A 14,241-nucleotide genomic window follows, 5' to 3' on the forward strand; every position below is an offset into this window, starting at 1 on the left:
CTCTCCTAATGGATCTTCACTGGGGCAGGGCGGTGTTCAGGGCGGCTTGCAGACGCGTCGCGTCCAGCGTGAGCCAGCGCGCGCACACGTGCTGGTCGGGGCGCAGCAGGTAAGCCGCGCCGCTGGCCTGCACTCCATAGCGACGGCGGAAGTGGCCATCGGCGTCGGCGAACGTCAGGTCGGCGCCCGCCACCGGGCTGGCGGCCCCGACGGCGATGACGCGCAGCGGCACGCCGCGCTCCCGGGTGGCAGCCACTACCCTCTGCAGGGCGCCGGGTACGGCGTCGGCCTCGGTGAAGTACAACAGGTCGAACCCTGCGCCCAGATGGTCGAGCAAGTAGTCGTTGGCCGCCAGTCGGATGTTTTGCGGCGGGGCGCCGTGGGCCGGGCCGTGCACGAACAGCGCGTTGTCGTCACCGGGGCAGTTGAGCACCGAAGCGGTGTACTCGTGCGGGCGCGAAGTGCGCCAGTGGTAGAGCGGACGCACGAACTTCTCGGTCAGCGAGAGCGATAGCACGGCATCCCGCAGCAGGCGGAAGCCCTCGCTTGGCGGCGTCATGAAGCGCGTGCTCTTGCCCGCTTCCTCGATAATTTCGCGTGCCGCGCCGACCCGCTCGGCGCTGTGGTTGGCCAGCAGCTTCCGCCCGGCCAGTCCCTTGAGCACGAAGGCGAGGTGCCAGGCCAGGGACTGCGCGTCCTGAAAGGCGGTGTTGGCGCCGCGCACGCCAAAGATCGGCAGCAGGTGGGCGGCATCGCCGGTAAAGATCACGCGGCCGTGCACGTACTCGGGCAACGTCAGCGTGCGGGCGGAGTACACGGAGCACCAGTCCATTTCCCAGGGGGTGCCGGCATGGCCGATCATGGCCAGCTGGGCATCGATGCGCGCCTTGAGCGACTCGGGCTTGAGCGCGTCCTCGGGCGTTTCGCCGGCCGGCAACTGGTAGTCGACGCGCCAGATGCCATGTGGCTCGCGGTGCATCAGGATGGTGTTGCCCGGGTTCCAGTCCGGGTCGAAGTAGGCCAGGCGCTCGGTCGGCAGCGGCAGGTCGATCTTGATGTCGGCGATGACGAAGAAGCCCTCGTAGGAGGCGCCTTCCATCTGCAGGTCCATCGCGGTACGGATGCCGGAGCGTCCGCCGTCGGCCGCGACCAGCCACTCAGTCTCCAGCCAATATGGGCCTTCCGGCGTGTCCACCTCGACGCGCGCGAAATCGGTTTCCTGATCGACCTTGGCCACCTTGTTGCCCCACCGGAAATCGATCAGGGGATTGGCGGCGCAGGCATCGAGCAGATACTCCTCCATATACTGTTGCTGGATGTTCAGCATCGGGAAGAAGCGGTCGTCGCCGTCGTGCGGGGCTTCCATGCGAAACACGCGCTCGCCGCGGTAGTACGAATTGCCGTAACGCCAGGGCAGCCCGCTCTCGGTCATACGGTCGGCCACGCCGACCTGCTGCAGGATTTCCATCGAGCGACGCGTGAAGACGATGGCGCGGCTGCCCTGGGACACCTGCAACTCAGAGGTGACGACGACGCTGGGTACGCCATGGCGGGCCAGTTCCAGGGCGGCGACCAGGCCCGCCGGGCCGGAACCCGCAATGACGACCTTCTTGCGGTCCTGCTTTGCGTGGGCGGAAGCCAGCCACGGCTTGAACACCTGATAGTCGTAGTAGATCGAAGGACGGGCTTCGGCGGTGGGCAAATGCATGGACGTGACTCCGACTTAAATAGAATGGGTCCGGCGTAGCGCGCAGCGGCTACGTCGCTTCAAGGTGAGCTAATGGGTAACCGTGCAGCAGGTCATCGAAAAAGCGGGGAATGCGAGCTCGTTCTCAAGTCGTTTGCTTGAGCGTGCGCGGGATCGGCAAGACCAGGAAAATCACACAGCCCGCGACCAGCAGGGCCGCCGCGTAGAGCAGGCCTGTGTTGAAGCTGTGGGTGACGTCCTTGAGCCAGCCCACGACCAGCGGATTGAGGGCCGAGCCGAGGTTGCCGGTCGCGTTGATCACCGCGATGCCCAAGGCCCGCGCGGCGAAGCTCAACGCATGGTCCGGCGTGGTCCAGAAGATCGACATGGCGGTATAGGCGCCGGTGGAAGCCAGGCACACGCCCAGCAGTTGCACCGCAGGATGCGACGAATATGCCGTCAGCAGCCAGCCCGCCGCCGCGAACAGCATCGGCAGGACGGTGTGCCAGCGGCGCTCTTGCGCGCGGTCCGAGCGCCGGCCCCACCAGATCATGCCGATGATCGTGCATACCTGGGGAATCGCCGCCAGCAGCCCGATTGTTGTGTTGGTGGCGCCGCCGGAAAAGCTCTTGACGATCAGCGGCGTCCACACGGCCACCATGGCGAGGCTGTTTACCAGGCAGAAATAGGCCAGCGAGAACTTCAGCACGGTGGGTGAGGTCAATTCGGACCACAGGCTGCGCGACGCCTCGCCACGCTGTTGTGCCACGGGGTCGGCCCGATGCTCCCGAGCCAGCATCTGCGCGAGCGTTTGCTTCTCGCCCGGCGAGAGCCAGCGCGCACGCTCCGGCGTGTCGGTGAGATAGAAGTACACGACCACGCCCAGTACCGAGGCCGGCAACCCTTCGAGCAGGAACAGCCACTGCCAACCCTTGAGCCCGTGCAGCCCATCCATGCCGAGGATCACCCCAGAGATGGCTGAACCGAAAGCAGCCGTGACCGGCATGGCGATCATGAACAGCGCATTGGCGCGTGCCCGGTAAGCCGCCGGGAACCAGAAAGTCAGGTACAGCAGCATCCCCGGCAAGAAGCCCGCTTCCGTGATGCCCACCAGCACGCGGAGCCAGTACAGCGTATGCGCATCGGTAGCGAAGAGCGTGGCCGTGGACGCTAATCCCCAGGCGACCATGATCGTCGCGATCCAGCGTCGCGCACCAACGCGTGCCAGGATGGCATTGCTCGGCACGCCGCAGGCAATGTAGGCCAGGTAGAACAGGGTGGTGGCCAGGCCGAACTGGGTGCTGGTCAGCCCCAGGTCCTTCATCATCGTCAAGGCGGCGAAGCCGATGTTGATGCGGTCCAGGAAGGAAACCACGAACAAGAGAAACACGAACCACAGCAGATGGCGCGATACCTTGGCGATAACGCTGTTCGCTTCGGCCGTGAACTGATTTTCGGTCAACGCTGCGGTGGCGTTCCCGGGCGGGGGGGCTGCAATGGGGGATCTCACGCGACTTGTCTCCTACGGCTGCGCCGTCGGCTGGATAACGAGAATGCGTCGTCGCCACAACAATCGGGGCTGGAACGACGTGACAGGCGTCTGGCGCAGCGATTGGCAGACACGGCTTTTGATTTAGTTGTGCGCGCAACTAGTATGTGTCAGCGGCAGGCGGACCGTCACTGGGGTTTGCACTAGTTGTGCGCGCAACTATGTGACGGAACTATAATTCGCACCTTCATCGCGTCAGCAACCGGTCAGCTGTGCAGCCGTTTGCCTCACTTTTTCAAAGGTCTCTGCCGGTGACTTCCCGATATATCCCGATTGCCCTTGACCGCACCCTGACACACCGCCTGCACGAATTGAACAAGCTTACGGACCGTGTCACGCAGCTAGCCTACGAGTCAGAAGTCGGCATTCCGATGCATGAAGGCCGCTGCCTGGCCGCGATCGGCTCATTTAGCCCGTTATCGGTCAACGATCTGGCGCGTCGCGCGAACCTGGACAAAGGGCAGGCAAGCCGGGCGGCGCAATCGCTGGTCGACAAGGGGCTCGTGCGCAAGACGGCAAGTGCGACGGACGGCCGCGGCGTCGTCCTGACGGTGACGACCCAGGGGGAGCGTATCTGGCTTCGGACCATGGCCCTGATCGAGCGCCGCAATGCCGAAATCATGTCCTGTCTCGACGAAGACGAGCGCAAGCAATTCGATGACTTGCTAGAGCGCTTGGTAGTGAAGGCCCGGGAGTGACCCGGCTTCACTAAGGCACCTTTCACCAAGGCACCCAGGTGCCCGCCATGGTGATCCGCATCAGGCGCGGTTCACCAGATCGATCGCCAGGGCCAGTTTCCGGACCGCCGGTTCGATATCCTCGTCGCTCACCCCGCCGTAGCCCAGGACCAGGCCGTTCTGGGAGTGCAGTTGGGAGGCAAAGTAGGACGACAGGGGCCGAGCCACGATGCCGTGGGCAAGCGCCGCACGGGATACCAGGTGATCGTTGGCGTGCCGGAGCTTCACCGTCAGGTGAAGCCCGGTATCCGTGCCGACGATATCGACCTGATCGCCAAGCTGGAGTTGCAGCTCCCGCGTCAGCAAGGCCTGACGCTCGCCATAGATCTTGCGCATGCGCCGTACGTGCGCTGCGTAGTGGCCGTCGGAGATAAACTCCGCCAGCGCGGCCTGCGCCGACAATTGCCCACCGCGATGCAGCTCGGATTGCGCTACCGAGAACGCATCGACAAGTTCCGGCGGCACGATCAGGAACGCCAGCCGCAGGCCGGGATAGAGCACCTTGGAAAAACTGCCGACATAAATCGTATTGCGATGCGGGTCCAGGCCCTGTAGCGACGGCAGCGGCGCGCCGTGATAGCGGAATTCGCTGTCGTAGTCGTCTTCGATGATCCACGCATTGTGGCGATGCGCCAGCTCGGTCAGGAGGCGGCGCCGGGCAAGGCTCATCACGACGCCGCTTGGGTACTGGTGAGACGGCGTGACGAAGATCAGCCTTGGCGCGGTCTCTGGCGCAAGCGGCGGCTGGATTCCGTGCTCGTCCACCGGCACGCCCTCCATTCGCATGCCGGCCGAGCGAAAGACACTGCGTGCGCCCCAATAGCACGGATCCTCGACCCATACGAGGTCTCCCGGATCGGCGAGCAGGCGGGCACACAGATCGATGGCCTGGTGGCTGCCCTGGGTCACGATGATCTGCTCCGGGGTGCAATCGACACCGCGGGCGAGCGTCAGATACTCGGTCAACGCGCGCTTGAGCGGGGGGCAGCCATGCCGGCTGCCATATCCCAGTTGCTCCTGGCTGGCGGTCTTCCACACCTTGGTGATCAAGCGTTGCCAGACGCCGCGCGGGAACTGGCTCACATCCGGAATGCCGGGGACGAACGCGCCGACCTGCAAGTCCGACGCGCCGACGCTGGCGAGCAGCTCGTGCGCGCGCAGGGACAGGCGCGAAGCAACGCTTGGGAGTACCGGATCGGCAGTCGGGCTCGTGTCGAGGATGCGGGCGAGCAAGGCGGGATCGGGAGCGGTATCGCCGACGTAGGTGCCGCTGCCGCCATGCGTATGGGTGTAGCCTTCATCGGTGAGCCGTTCATAGGCATACAGAACGGTGTTGCGGGCAATGCTCAGTTCCCGGGCCAGTTCGCGCGTGGGTGGCAACCGTGTGCCCGGGGACAGCTGGCCGGCGAGGATTGCCTCGCGGATGTCGTCAAACAACTGCCTGTTCAGCGGAGCACCGGATCGTTCGGGGTGGCTCCAATGACTGCGCGCGAGAAGCCAATCGGTCAACGGCGTCTCTTTCAATTCTTGGCTCCATCTGAAAATTTGTACCGGCACTATACAGTGGAGCCACCGCGCTTGTAGAGTAGATCCCATCGTGTCGTGGCATTACCACATAACTATTTAATTTAAGTAACAGAGCACCGCCATAACCCCCATCAAGCGTGAAAAGTCCCGCAATTTAGCGGGCACTTAATTGATTGGAAAAGGGGGATGGCGATTCTCCCCATATCGGTGTGTAGATATTCACCGGCATGGTGCGTTTCCCGAGGCATTAAATGAAGCGTTTTGCAGTAGCAGGTATCCAGATGCCGGTKTCGGCATTCGAAGAGAACATCACACAGATGAATCGTTACCTGGCGCATGTCAGGCACCGCTTTCCGTGGGTCGACATGGTGATGTTCTCCGAGCTGGCGGCGTTTGGCCCGAGCCCGGCCAAGGCCGAGGAAATGYCGGGCGCGGCCGAGGCCCGCCTGTGCGAGATGGCCGCCAAGTACGGCTTGTGGCTGATCCCCGGATCCTTGTTCGAGCGTCGTGACGGTGCCATCTACAACACCTCGCCGGTGATCGACCCCGCAGGGAACGTGGTTGCCCGTTTCCGCAAGCTGTTTCCCTTCAGGCCCTATGAGCAAGGCATCGCCGCGGGCAGCGAGTTCGTGGTGTTCGACGTGCCGGACGCGGGGCGCTTCGGCATCTCGATCTGCTATGACATGTGGTTCCCGGAAACCACCCGGACGCTGGTTGCGATGGGCGCCGAAGTCATCCTGCACCCGACCATGACGGACACCATCGACCGCGACATCGAATTGGCGATCGTGCGGGCGTCGGCGGCAACCAACCAGGTCTATTTCTTCGATATCAACGGAGTCGGGGACGGTGGCGTGGGCCGCTCCATCGTGGTGGATCCCGCTGGCTATGTGCTGCATGAAGCCGGCCCGGGCACCGCGGAGATCATCCCCGTGGAGATCGATTTCGAAAAGGTCCGGCGCGAGCGCGAGCGCGGCTTGCGCGGGCTTGGCCAGCCGCTGAAGAGCTTCCGCGACCGGGTGGTGGAGTTCCCGGTCTACCAGCGCGACAGCGGCGCGGATGCCTATCTCCACACGCTTGGCAAGCTGGTGAAGCCGGGTGTCCTGGAAGACGCGCAGCCGGAAGTGACCGGGCCGGCTGGCGAGTAGCCGCCGGGGGCAAGGCCCCGGCAGGCCGTCACGTTATTCCCGCATGGCGGGAAAAAACAGAATTGGAATTTCCGAGGGAAAGCGTGATTGCTGGCCCAATGGATGGCGCTTGCCTTTCGGGTTGTTATTGACCCGCTTGATAAACAGGAATGGGTGAATATCAGGCCTGGAATAAAACGGTCGTTCGATTAAACGGATTTGCAGTTGCGGATCCGCGCATTGAGATTATCTAGTTAGCAGAGGAATAACATGGCACGCARCACGGCACGAAAAGCAAAGACCGGGCAACACATTTCCCTAAACCGTTACCGTAGCGTTTGGGAAATGCGCGCGGATGGCTGGATGAATCTGACTGATGACCTGGGCCGCCTGGTCAATCTCGCGCGGGAGTGCAAGGAATTCATCGAGCGCCACGCCCGGGTAAAAGAGACGCTGGCCATGCTCGAGCCGATCGAGCGGTTCTGGGCATTCCCGGGGCACCGATTGTTCGAGGAGCTGAACGCGTGGTTCGAGGCTGGCGATCTGGGCCGGCTGAACATCGCCGTGCACCGTATCAACCGCATGCTGGCCAGCGATACCTACCGTCACAAGAAGCTGTCGCTGGATGCGGAGTCGGAGGAGCCGTCCGAGATCGAGACGGAAGAGGAGATGCAGGCGCAAATAGCACGGCCGTACTTTGAGGTCCTGATCGTCGACGACATGACGCGCGAGGATGAAGAGGCCCTGCGCCGGCGCGTTCAGCGCAAGCAGCGCGTGGATGATCCCTTCGTGTGGGACGTGGTGGTGGTGCCAAGCTTCGAGGATGCGCTAATAGCAACGCTCTTCAACTTCAACCTGCAGGCTTGCGTGATCCGGCATGGATTTCCGTTCAAGTCCGAGTATGAGCTGGACCTGCTGCGCAAGTTCCTGGAAGGGCTGGACGAGGGCATCGAGGAGCAGCCGGAGTCCGAGCGCGGCCCCTTGCTGGGCCAGAAGATTGCCGAGCTGCGGCCGGAACTGGACTTGTACCTGGTCACGGACGTGAAGGCCGAGGAGATCGCGTCGCGGCTGGGCGAGGTCTTCAACCGGATCTTTTTCCGGGAAGAGGACCACACCGAGCTGTACATGTCGATCATGAAAGGGGTGTCGGAGCGTTACAAGACGCCGTTTTTCACGGCGTTGAAGGAGTATTCGAAGCAGCCGACCGGGGTGTTCCACGCCTTGCCGCTGGCACGCGGAAAGTCGATCATGAACTCCCACTGGATTCAGGACATGGCGCAGTTCTATGGCCTGAATCTGTTCATGGCGGAGACCTCGGCTACGTCCGGCGGGCTCGACTCGCTGCTGGACCCGATCGGCCCCATCAAGGTCGCGCAGGAATATGCGGCGCGCGCATTCGGTGCGCGCCGCACCTTCTTCGCGACCAATGGCACTTCGACGGCCAACAAGATCGTGGTGCAGGCGCTGGTCAAGCCGGGCGATATCGTGATGGTGGACCGCAACTGCCACAAGTCCCACCACTATGGCATGGTGCTGGCGGGCGCCAAGGTGGCGTACCTCGACTCCTATCCGCTCAATGACTTCTCGATGTACGGCGCGGTCCCCATCGCCCAGATGAAGCGCACGCTGCTGCGGTTCAGGCAGGCGGGGACGCTGCACAAGGTCAAGATGGTGCTGCTGACCAACTGCACCTTCGATGGCGTGGTCTATGACGTGAAGCGCGTCATGGAGGAGTGCCTGGCCATCAAGCCGGACCTGATTTTCCTGTGGGACGAGGCCTGGTTTGCCTTCGCCCGCTTTCATCCCACCTACCGCCAGCGCACCGGCATGGATTCGGCGTCGCGCCTGCGCCGCGAGCTGGATAGCGAAGACTATCGCCGGCGCTACGATGCATTCACCGAATCGTTCGGCGGGGCGGACTGGGATGATGAGGAGAAGGTCGTCGCCACCCGCCTGATGCCGGATCCGGACCGCGCGCGGGTGCGGGTCTACGCGACCCAGTCCACCCACAAGACCCTGACCTCGCTGCGCCAGGGCTCCATGATTCATGTGTGGGATCAGGACTTCAAGGACAAGGCGGAAGAGGCGTTCCACGAGGCGTACATGACGCACACCTCGACCTCGCCGAACTACCAGATCCTGGCCTCGCTCGACGTCGGCCGCCGCCAGGTGGAGCTGGAAGGCTACGAGCTGGTGCAGCGCCAGATGGAACTGGCCATGACGCTGCGCGAGTGGATCCACACCCACCCCTTGCTCAAGAAGTACTTCCAGTTCCTCAACGTCTCCCGCGTGGTGCCGACCGCGTACCGGCCGTCCGGCATCGAGGCGTACTACAGCCCGGAATCCGGCTGGGCCAATATGGAAGCCGCGTGGCGCGTCGATGAATTCGCGCTGGATCCTACCCGGCTGACCCTGTCGATCGGCACCTCCGGCATCGACGGCGATACGTTCAAGAACAAGTACCTGATGGACAAGTACGGCATCCAGATCAACAAGACGTCGCGCAATACCGTCTTGTTCATGACCAACATCGGTACCACGCGTTCGTCGGTGGCCTACCTGATCGAGGTGCTGATCAAGATCGCCAGGGAACTGGAGGAGCGCACGGCGGACATGAGCGTGATCGAGCGCCGCCTGCACGAGCGGCGCGTGTCGTCGCTGACCAAGGAACTGCCGCCGCTGCCGGACTTCTCGCACTTCCACTTTGCATTCCGCAGCGTGTGCAACAGCGGGCAGATCGAGACGCCGGACGGCGATATCCGCAAGGCCTTCTTCATGTCCTATGACGAGGAGAACTGCGAGTACCTGAACATGGCCGAGGTGGCCAGGGCCATCTCCAAGGGCCGTGAGGTGGTATCGGCCTTGTTCGTGATTCCCTATCCCCCGGGCTTCCCCATCCTGGTGCCGGGGCAGGTGATCAGCTCCGAGATCCTCGAGTTCATGCAGGCGCTGGATGTGCGCGAGATCCACGGTTACCGCCCGGAGCTGGGATTCCGCGTGTTCAGCGACGGGGCGCTCCAGCAACTGGCCCTCCAGGCAGCCGGCGAGGCCGCGGCGGCGGTGGCGGCCGCGGCAAAGGCGTCGGTCTCGACCGTTGTGGAAGTCTCGACGGCAACGGTCGATGAAGTGGCGGCGGTGGCCATGGCGGAACGCCCGGCGGCAAAAAAGTAGCGAGGCGGGAGGCCGGGATTGGCGCCCGGCTTCTCGCAACAGAGCCCATGTCGACAAAGAAAAAATGCCGGTCCTGGCTGTCCAGGAGCCGCGGGAAACCCGCGTCCAGCCGGCCCCGAGTTCATCAGGAGAAAGCCACGATGCAAAAAGTCCGTAATGTCTCAGATCTGCGCGTGATGTTCCACAGGAACGAGAAGCCCATCTACTTCATCAGCGCCACCAACTTCAATCTCCTGGGCATCGATCAGTGGGTCAACCGATTCAAGTACATCAACTATATCGATTGCTTCGACGGCCGCCATCCCAATGTCTTCGTGCCGCAAGAACTGCCGCACGAGGAGTTCACCTCGATCGAAGACATCAATAACTACCTGCTGCAGCACAAGGATGTGGTCGAGCTGATCGAGCAGCGGGGGGGAAGGGCGGCGGCGACCTTCCTGATGTTCGACGAGAAGACCGAAGAGCTCGCCGACGAACTCGGGCTGGACGTGTGGTTCCCTCCGGCTGCGCTGCGCAGCCGCTGCGACAACAAGATGGAGACCGTGCGCATCGGCAACAAGGCGGGCGTGCACTCGGTGCCCAATGCCCTGGAGAAGGTGGACAGCTATGAGCACCTGATGCAGATCGCGGAACACTACGGTCTCGGCAGGGACCTGGTGGTGCAGAGCGCGTTCGGCGACTCCGGCCACACCACCTTCTTTATTTCCGGCGAGGACGATTTCAACAAGCACAAGGACGAGATCGTCAACGACCCCGAAGTGAAGATCATGAAGCGCATCAACTGCCGCGGCGCGACCCTGGAGGCATGCGCCACGCAGTCCGGCACGCTGGTCGGGCCGCTGCTGACCGAGGTGGTGGGCGCGCGCCAGCTGACCCCCTACAAGGGCGGCTGGTGCGGCAACGAGATCTTCCCTGGGGCGTTCTCCGAAGAAGTCAGGATGAAGGCACGCGACATGGCCTTCCGCTTTGGCAACCAGTTGCTGGAGGAGGGCTATCGCGGCTACTTCGACCTGGACTTCCTGATCGACGTCGATAGTGGCGAGGTGTATCTCGGCGAGCTGAATCCCCGCATCTGCGGCGCCAGCCCGATGACCAATCACGCGGCCTTCGCCTATGCGGACGCGCCGTTGTTCCTGTTCCACCTGCTGGAATTCTCTGGTGTGCCGTTCGACCTCAATGTGCGCGAACTCAATGAGCGCTGGGCCGAGAAGTCGTTCATCGACGGCTGGTCCCAGCTGGTCATCAAGTACACCGAGGACAACGTGGACATCGTGACCCATGCACCGCCCTCGGGCATCTATCGCATGGCGTCCGACGGCTCCGTGTCCTACCACCGCTTCGACTCCAACCGGCGCGAGATCGAAAGCGAGCAGGAAGCCTTCTTCCTGCGCATCACCGGGCCGGGCGATTATCGCTACGAAGGCGCCGATCTTGGCATCCTGATCACGCGGGGCCGTTCGATGAACGACGAGTTCAAGCTCAACGAGCGCGCGCACCAATGGATCCGAGGCATCAAGCAGTACTACGTGGCCAAGCCCCTGGTTCCCGCGCTGGCGGAGATGGCGCCGCAGCCGGGCGCATTCAAGATCCTGTAGGCCGAAGGTCCAACCACGAGAGGGCAAGAATTCATGCGTTGTACATTCGAAGCGATCAGCGAGGACTTGCCCGGCCACCGATGGCAGAACATCTTCCGGCAATTCTGGCCTGGATACCGGCAATGGTATCTGCGCGACGGCGATCGCGCGCGGCCCGGCTTCCTGATGTGCCGCAAGGCCTTGCGCCACCATATGCCGGAGCTGGTCCCGACCTGGGAGCGGCTGGTCGAGCTGGCCGGGGGTGGCGACCTGGAAGCGCGCTTCCTGTCGATGTGGGGGCCGCCGCCCTACATTGCCGGTTGTTCCCAGGCGGTGTGGCTGCCGGTGGACGGGCAGCAGGCTGCCGGCGCCACGCCTGCGCTGTTGCGCAATTACGATTTCGCCCCGGCTTTGCTCGAGGGCGTGTGGCTGGCTTCCAGGTGGCATGGCCAGCGGGTGGTGGCGGTCAACGACTGCCTGTGGGGCGCGCTTGACGGCATCAACGAGAGCGGCCTGGCCGCGTCGCTGTCGTTCGGGGGCCGCAAGGCGGTAGGCAATGGATTCGGCATTCCACTGGTCCTGCGCTACGTGCTGGAGTTCGCGGAGAACGTCGACCAGGCGGTGGAAATGCTCGCGCGCATCCCGGTGCATATGAGCTACACGGTGAGCCTGCTTGACCGCCGCGCACAGTGGGCAACGGTGTTTGTCACGCCGGACCGGCCGCTGGAGGTGGTGCGCAAGCAGGCGGTGAGCAACCTGCAGCATGGCGTCGAGTGGCCGGCGCACGCCAATGCGACCCTGGCCGAAGCCAGGGAGCAGACGCTGGCGGTTGCCGTGCGGCAGGCCGAGGATGCCAAGGCTGTCCTGCGCGCGCTGCTACGCCCGCCACTGTTTCAGACTTCCTACGGGCGTGGCCACGGCACGTTGTACAGCGCTGTCTATCACCCCTATGACGGCTCCGTCGAGATGGTCTGGCCAGATGCCGTCTGGCGGCAGTCCTGCAGCCATTTCCTGCCTGGCGCCCGAATGATCGAGTTCGACGTGGAGAGCACGGCGCTGCCGCACGCGGTGGCGCCGGCGCGCCGGTGGATGCTCGACGATGTGGGTAGTTTTCAGTGAGTTTCCCAGTCTCATCGGTCATCGGGGAAGGCATGCATATAGATACCAGATACCGCGCGGCCATTGGCCGAACGCTAACCATCTGATCCGCTGGAATACAAAGAGGACGCGGTCCGTTCCGGTCCGCGGCGACCCAATTCGCCTGAACATATCAGGGGTTGGCGGCTTCGGAAAACGTGGTGCTTTGGACTTTAGTGTGGGCACTGCATGCGGGTGCGAGTTGCCGGAAGCATAACGCTGCTGGTTTGCTCCCGCTCCCTCTCCCGCTCCCGCCATGCGGGAGAGGGAAGCTACGGCAGCGCCGGAATTTGCCCGGCGATGCATCGACCCACATGAAAGTCTGACGCACCGGAAAAGCAGGCTCGCAAGAATCCAAGGAGCAGTCATGAAAAAAAAGCGCCCGATTACCACCTACATCGTCATCGCGATGATCCTCGGCATCATCGTCGGCTATAGCTGTAACAAGGCCTTCCCGGATCCCGGTACGGCCAAGGAGATCGCCGGCTATATATCGATCTTCACCGACGTCTTCCTGCGGCTGATCAAGATGATCATCGCACCGCTCGTGTTCTCCACGCTGGTGGTTGGCATCGCGCACATGGGCGATGCGAGTACCGTTGGCCGCGTCGGCGTGAAGGCGCTCGGCTGGTTTATCGTGGCTTCGTTCATCTCGCTGTCGCTTGGCCTCGTTCTGGCCACCTTCCTGCAGCCTGGCCATAACATCGGCCTGCCATTGCCGGATGTGGGCGCGGCCACCAATCTGAAGACCAATGCCTTTACGCTCAAGGACTTCATCACGCACCTGGTGCCGAAGTCCGTGGCCGAGGCCATGGCCACCAATGAGATCCTGCAGATCGTGGTGTTCTCGATCTTCTTCGGTACCGCGCTGTCCACGCTGGGGGAGACCGGCAAGCGGCTGGCAGGCGTCATCGATGATCTCGCGCAGACGATGCTCAAGATCACCGGCGCCGTCATGTGGATGGCGCCCGTGGCGGTGTTTGCGGCCATTGCCTCCACCGTGACCACGCAGGGGCTGGGCATCCTCGTCACCTTCGCCAAGTTCATGGGTAGCTTCTATCTTGGCCTGGCGGTGCTGTGGGGCCTGCTGGTCCTGGCCGGCTTCTTCTTCCTCGGCAAGCGGGTATTCACGCTGATCCGGCTGATTCGCGAACCCTTCCTTCTCTCGTTCTCCACCGCCAGCTCGGAGGCCGCCTATCCGAAGATGCTTACCGCGCTGGACCGGTTCGGCGTCAGCCGCAGGATCTCCAGCTTTGTGCTGCCGATGGGGTACTCCTTCAACCTCGACGGCACCATGATGTACTGCACGTTCGCCGTGCTGTTCATCGCCCAGGCCTACGATATCCATCTGCCGATCGGGACCCAGATCACCATGTTGCTGCTGCTCATGCTGACCTCCAAGGGGATGGCCGGGGTGCCGCGCGCATCGCTGGTGGTGATTGCCGCCACGCTGAACCAGTTCGGCATTCCGGAAGCCGGTTTGCTGCTGATCATGGGGGTCGACCAGTTCCTGGACATGGGCCGTTCGGCGACCAATGCGGTAGGCAACTCGATTGCCGCCGCGGTGGTGGCGAAATGGGAGGGCCAGCTGGCGAGCGAGTCGGATCTGGACGGTGAGGGCGACAGCGCGGCATCCGACGCGCGCGCCCCGCTCGGCAAGCCGGGCGTGGTCCAGGCCTGACCAGCCTGCGCGGGGGCGCCTCGCAGGCGGCCTTGCGCGTGGTGTGCCGGG

General features: G+C 63.3%; 9 protein-coding genes. 6 read left to right on the plus strand and 3 right to left on the minus strand.

Features of this window, described 5'->3' with window-relative positions:
- Positions 1-16: 16 nt before the first annotated feature.
- Both AC1DK4_RS20380 and AC1DK4_RS20385 read right to left on the minus strand, forming a co-directional pair.
- The gene (locus AC1DK4_RS20380; RefSeq protein ID WP_441615691.1) at positions 17-1,708 is read right to left on the minus strand and encodes an FAD-dependent monooxygenase; all 1,692 of its coding nucleotides are present in this window, start codon (positions 1,706-1,708) and stop codon (positions 17-19) included.
- Between the two features lie 124 nt (positions 1,709-1,832).
- Complete coding sequence (locus AC1DK4_RS20385) at positions 1,833-3,197, minus strand: MFS transporter (RefSeq protein ID WP_441615693.1); 1,365 nt, start codon at positions 3,195-3,197, stop codon at positions 1,833-1,835.
- Between the two features lie 290 nt (positions 3,198-3,487).
- On the opposite strand from AC1DK4_RS20385, the gene AC1DK4_RS20390 reads away from it, so the two are divergent.
- Complete coding sequence (locus AC1DK4_RS20390; protein ID WP_441615695.1) at positions 3,488-3,934, plus strand: MarR family winged helix-turn-helix transcriptional regulator; 447 nt, start codon at positions 3,488-3,490, stop codon at positions 3,932-3,934.
- Between the two features lie 60 nt (positions 3,935-3,994).
- On the opposite strand, the gene pdxR is transcribed toward AC1DK4_RS20390, so the two are convergent.
- Positions 3,995-5,497, minus strand: a complete 1,503-nt coding sequence (gene pdxR, locus AC1DK4_RS20395; protein WP_441615697.1) for a MocR-like pyridoxine biosynthesis transcription factor PdxR — start codon at positions 5,495-5,497, stop codon at positions 3,995-3,997.
- 254 nt (positions 5,498-5,751) lie between these two features.
- On the opposite strand from pdxR, the gene AC1DK4_RS20400 reads away from it, so the two are divergent.
- The 5 genes from AC1DK4_RS20400 to AC1DK4_RS20420 all read left to right on the plus strand — a co-directional run bounded on the left by AC1DK4_RS20400 (position 5,752) and on the right by AC1DK4_RS20420 (position 14,190).
- Positions 5,752-6,648, plus strand: coding sequence for a carbon-nitrogen hydrolase family protein (locus tag AC1DK4_RS20400; RefSeq protein WP_477131735.1), 897 nt, complete (start codon positions 5,752-5,754; stop codon positions 6,646-6,648).
- A gap of 342 nt (positions 6,649-6,990) precedes the next feature.
- Positions 6,991-9,798 (plus strand): aminotransferase class I/II-fold pyridoxal phosphate-dependent enzyme, encoded by a 2,808-nt coding sequence (locus AC1DK4_RS20405; RefSeq protein WP_441615701.1) that lies wholly within the window; start codon positions 6,991-6,993, stop codon positions 9,796-9,798.
- Positions 9,799-9,845: 47 nt separating this feature from the next.
- Entirely contained in the window at positions 9,846-11,393 is a 1,548-nt protein-coding gene (locus AC1DK4_RS20410; RefSeq protein WP_441615703.1) for a biotin carboxylase, read from the plus strand.
- A gap of 33 nt (positions 11,394-11,426) precedes the next feature.
- Positions 11,427-12,491 carry a C45 family autoproteolytic acyltransferase/hydolase gene (locus AC1DK4_RS20415; protein ID WP_441615704.1) on the plus strand — a complete coding sequence of 355 codons (1,065 nt, stop codon included), beginning with the start codon at positions 11,427-11,429 and terminating at the stop codon, positions 12,489-12,491.
- Positions 12,492-12,876: 385 nt separating this feature from the next.
- Positions 12,877-14,190 (plus strand): dicarboxylate/amino acid:cation symporter, encoded by a 1,314-nt coding sequence (locus tag AC1DK4_RS20420; protein ID WP_441615706.1) that lies wholly within the window; start codon positions 12,877-12,879, stop codon positions 14,188-14,190.
- Positions 14,191-14,241: the final 51 nt, after the last annotated feature.

Source organism: Cupriavidus sp. 05N38 (assembly GCF_056397345.1).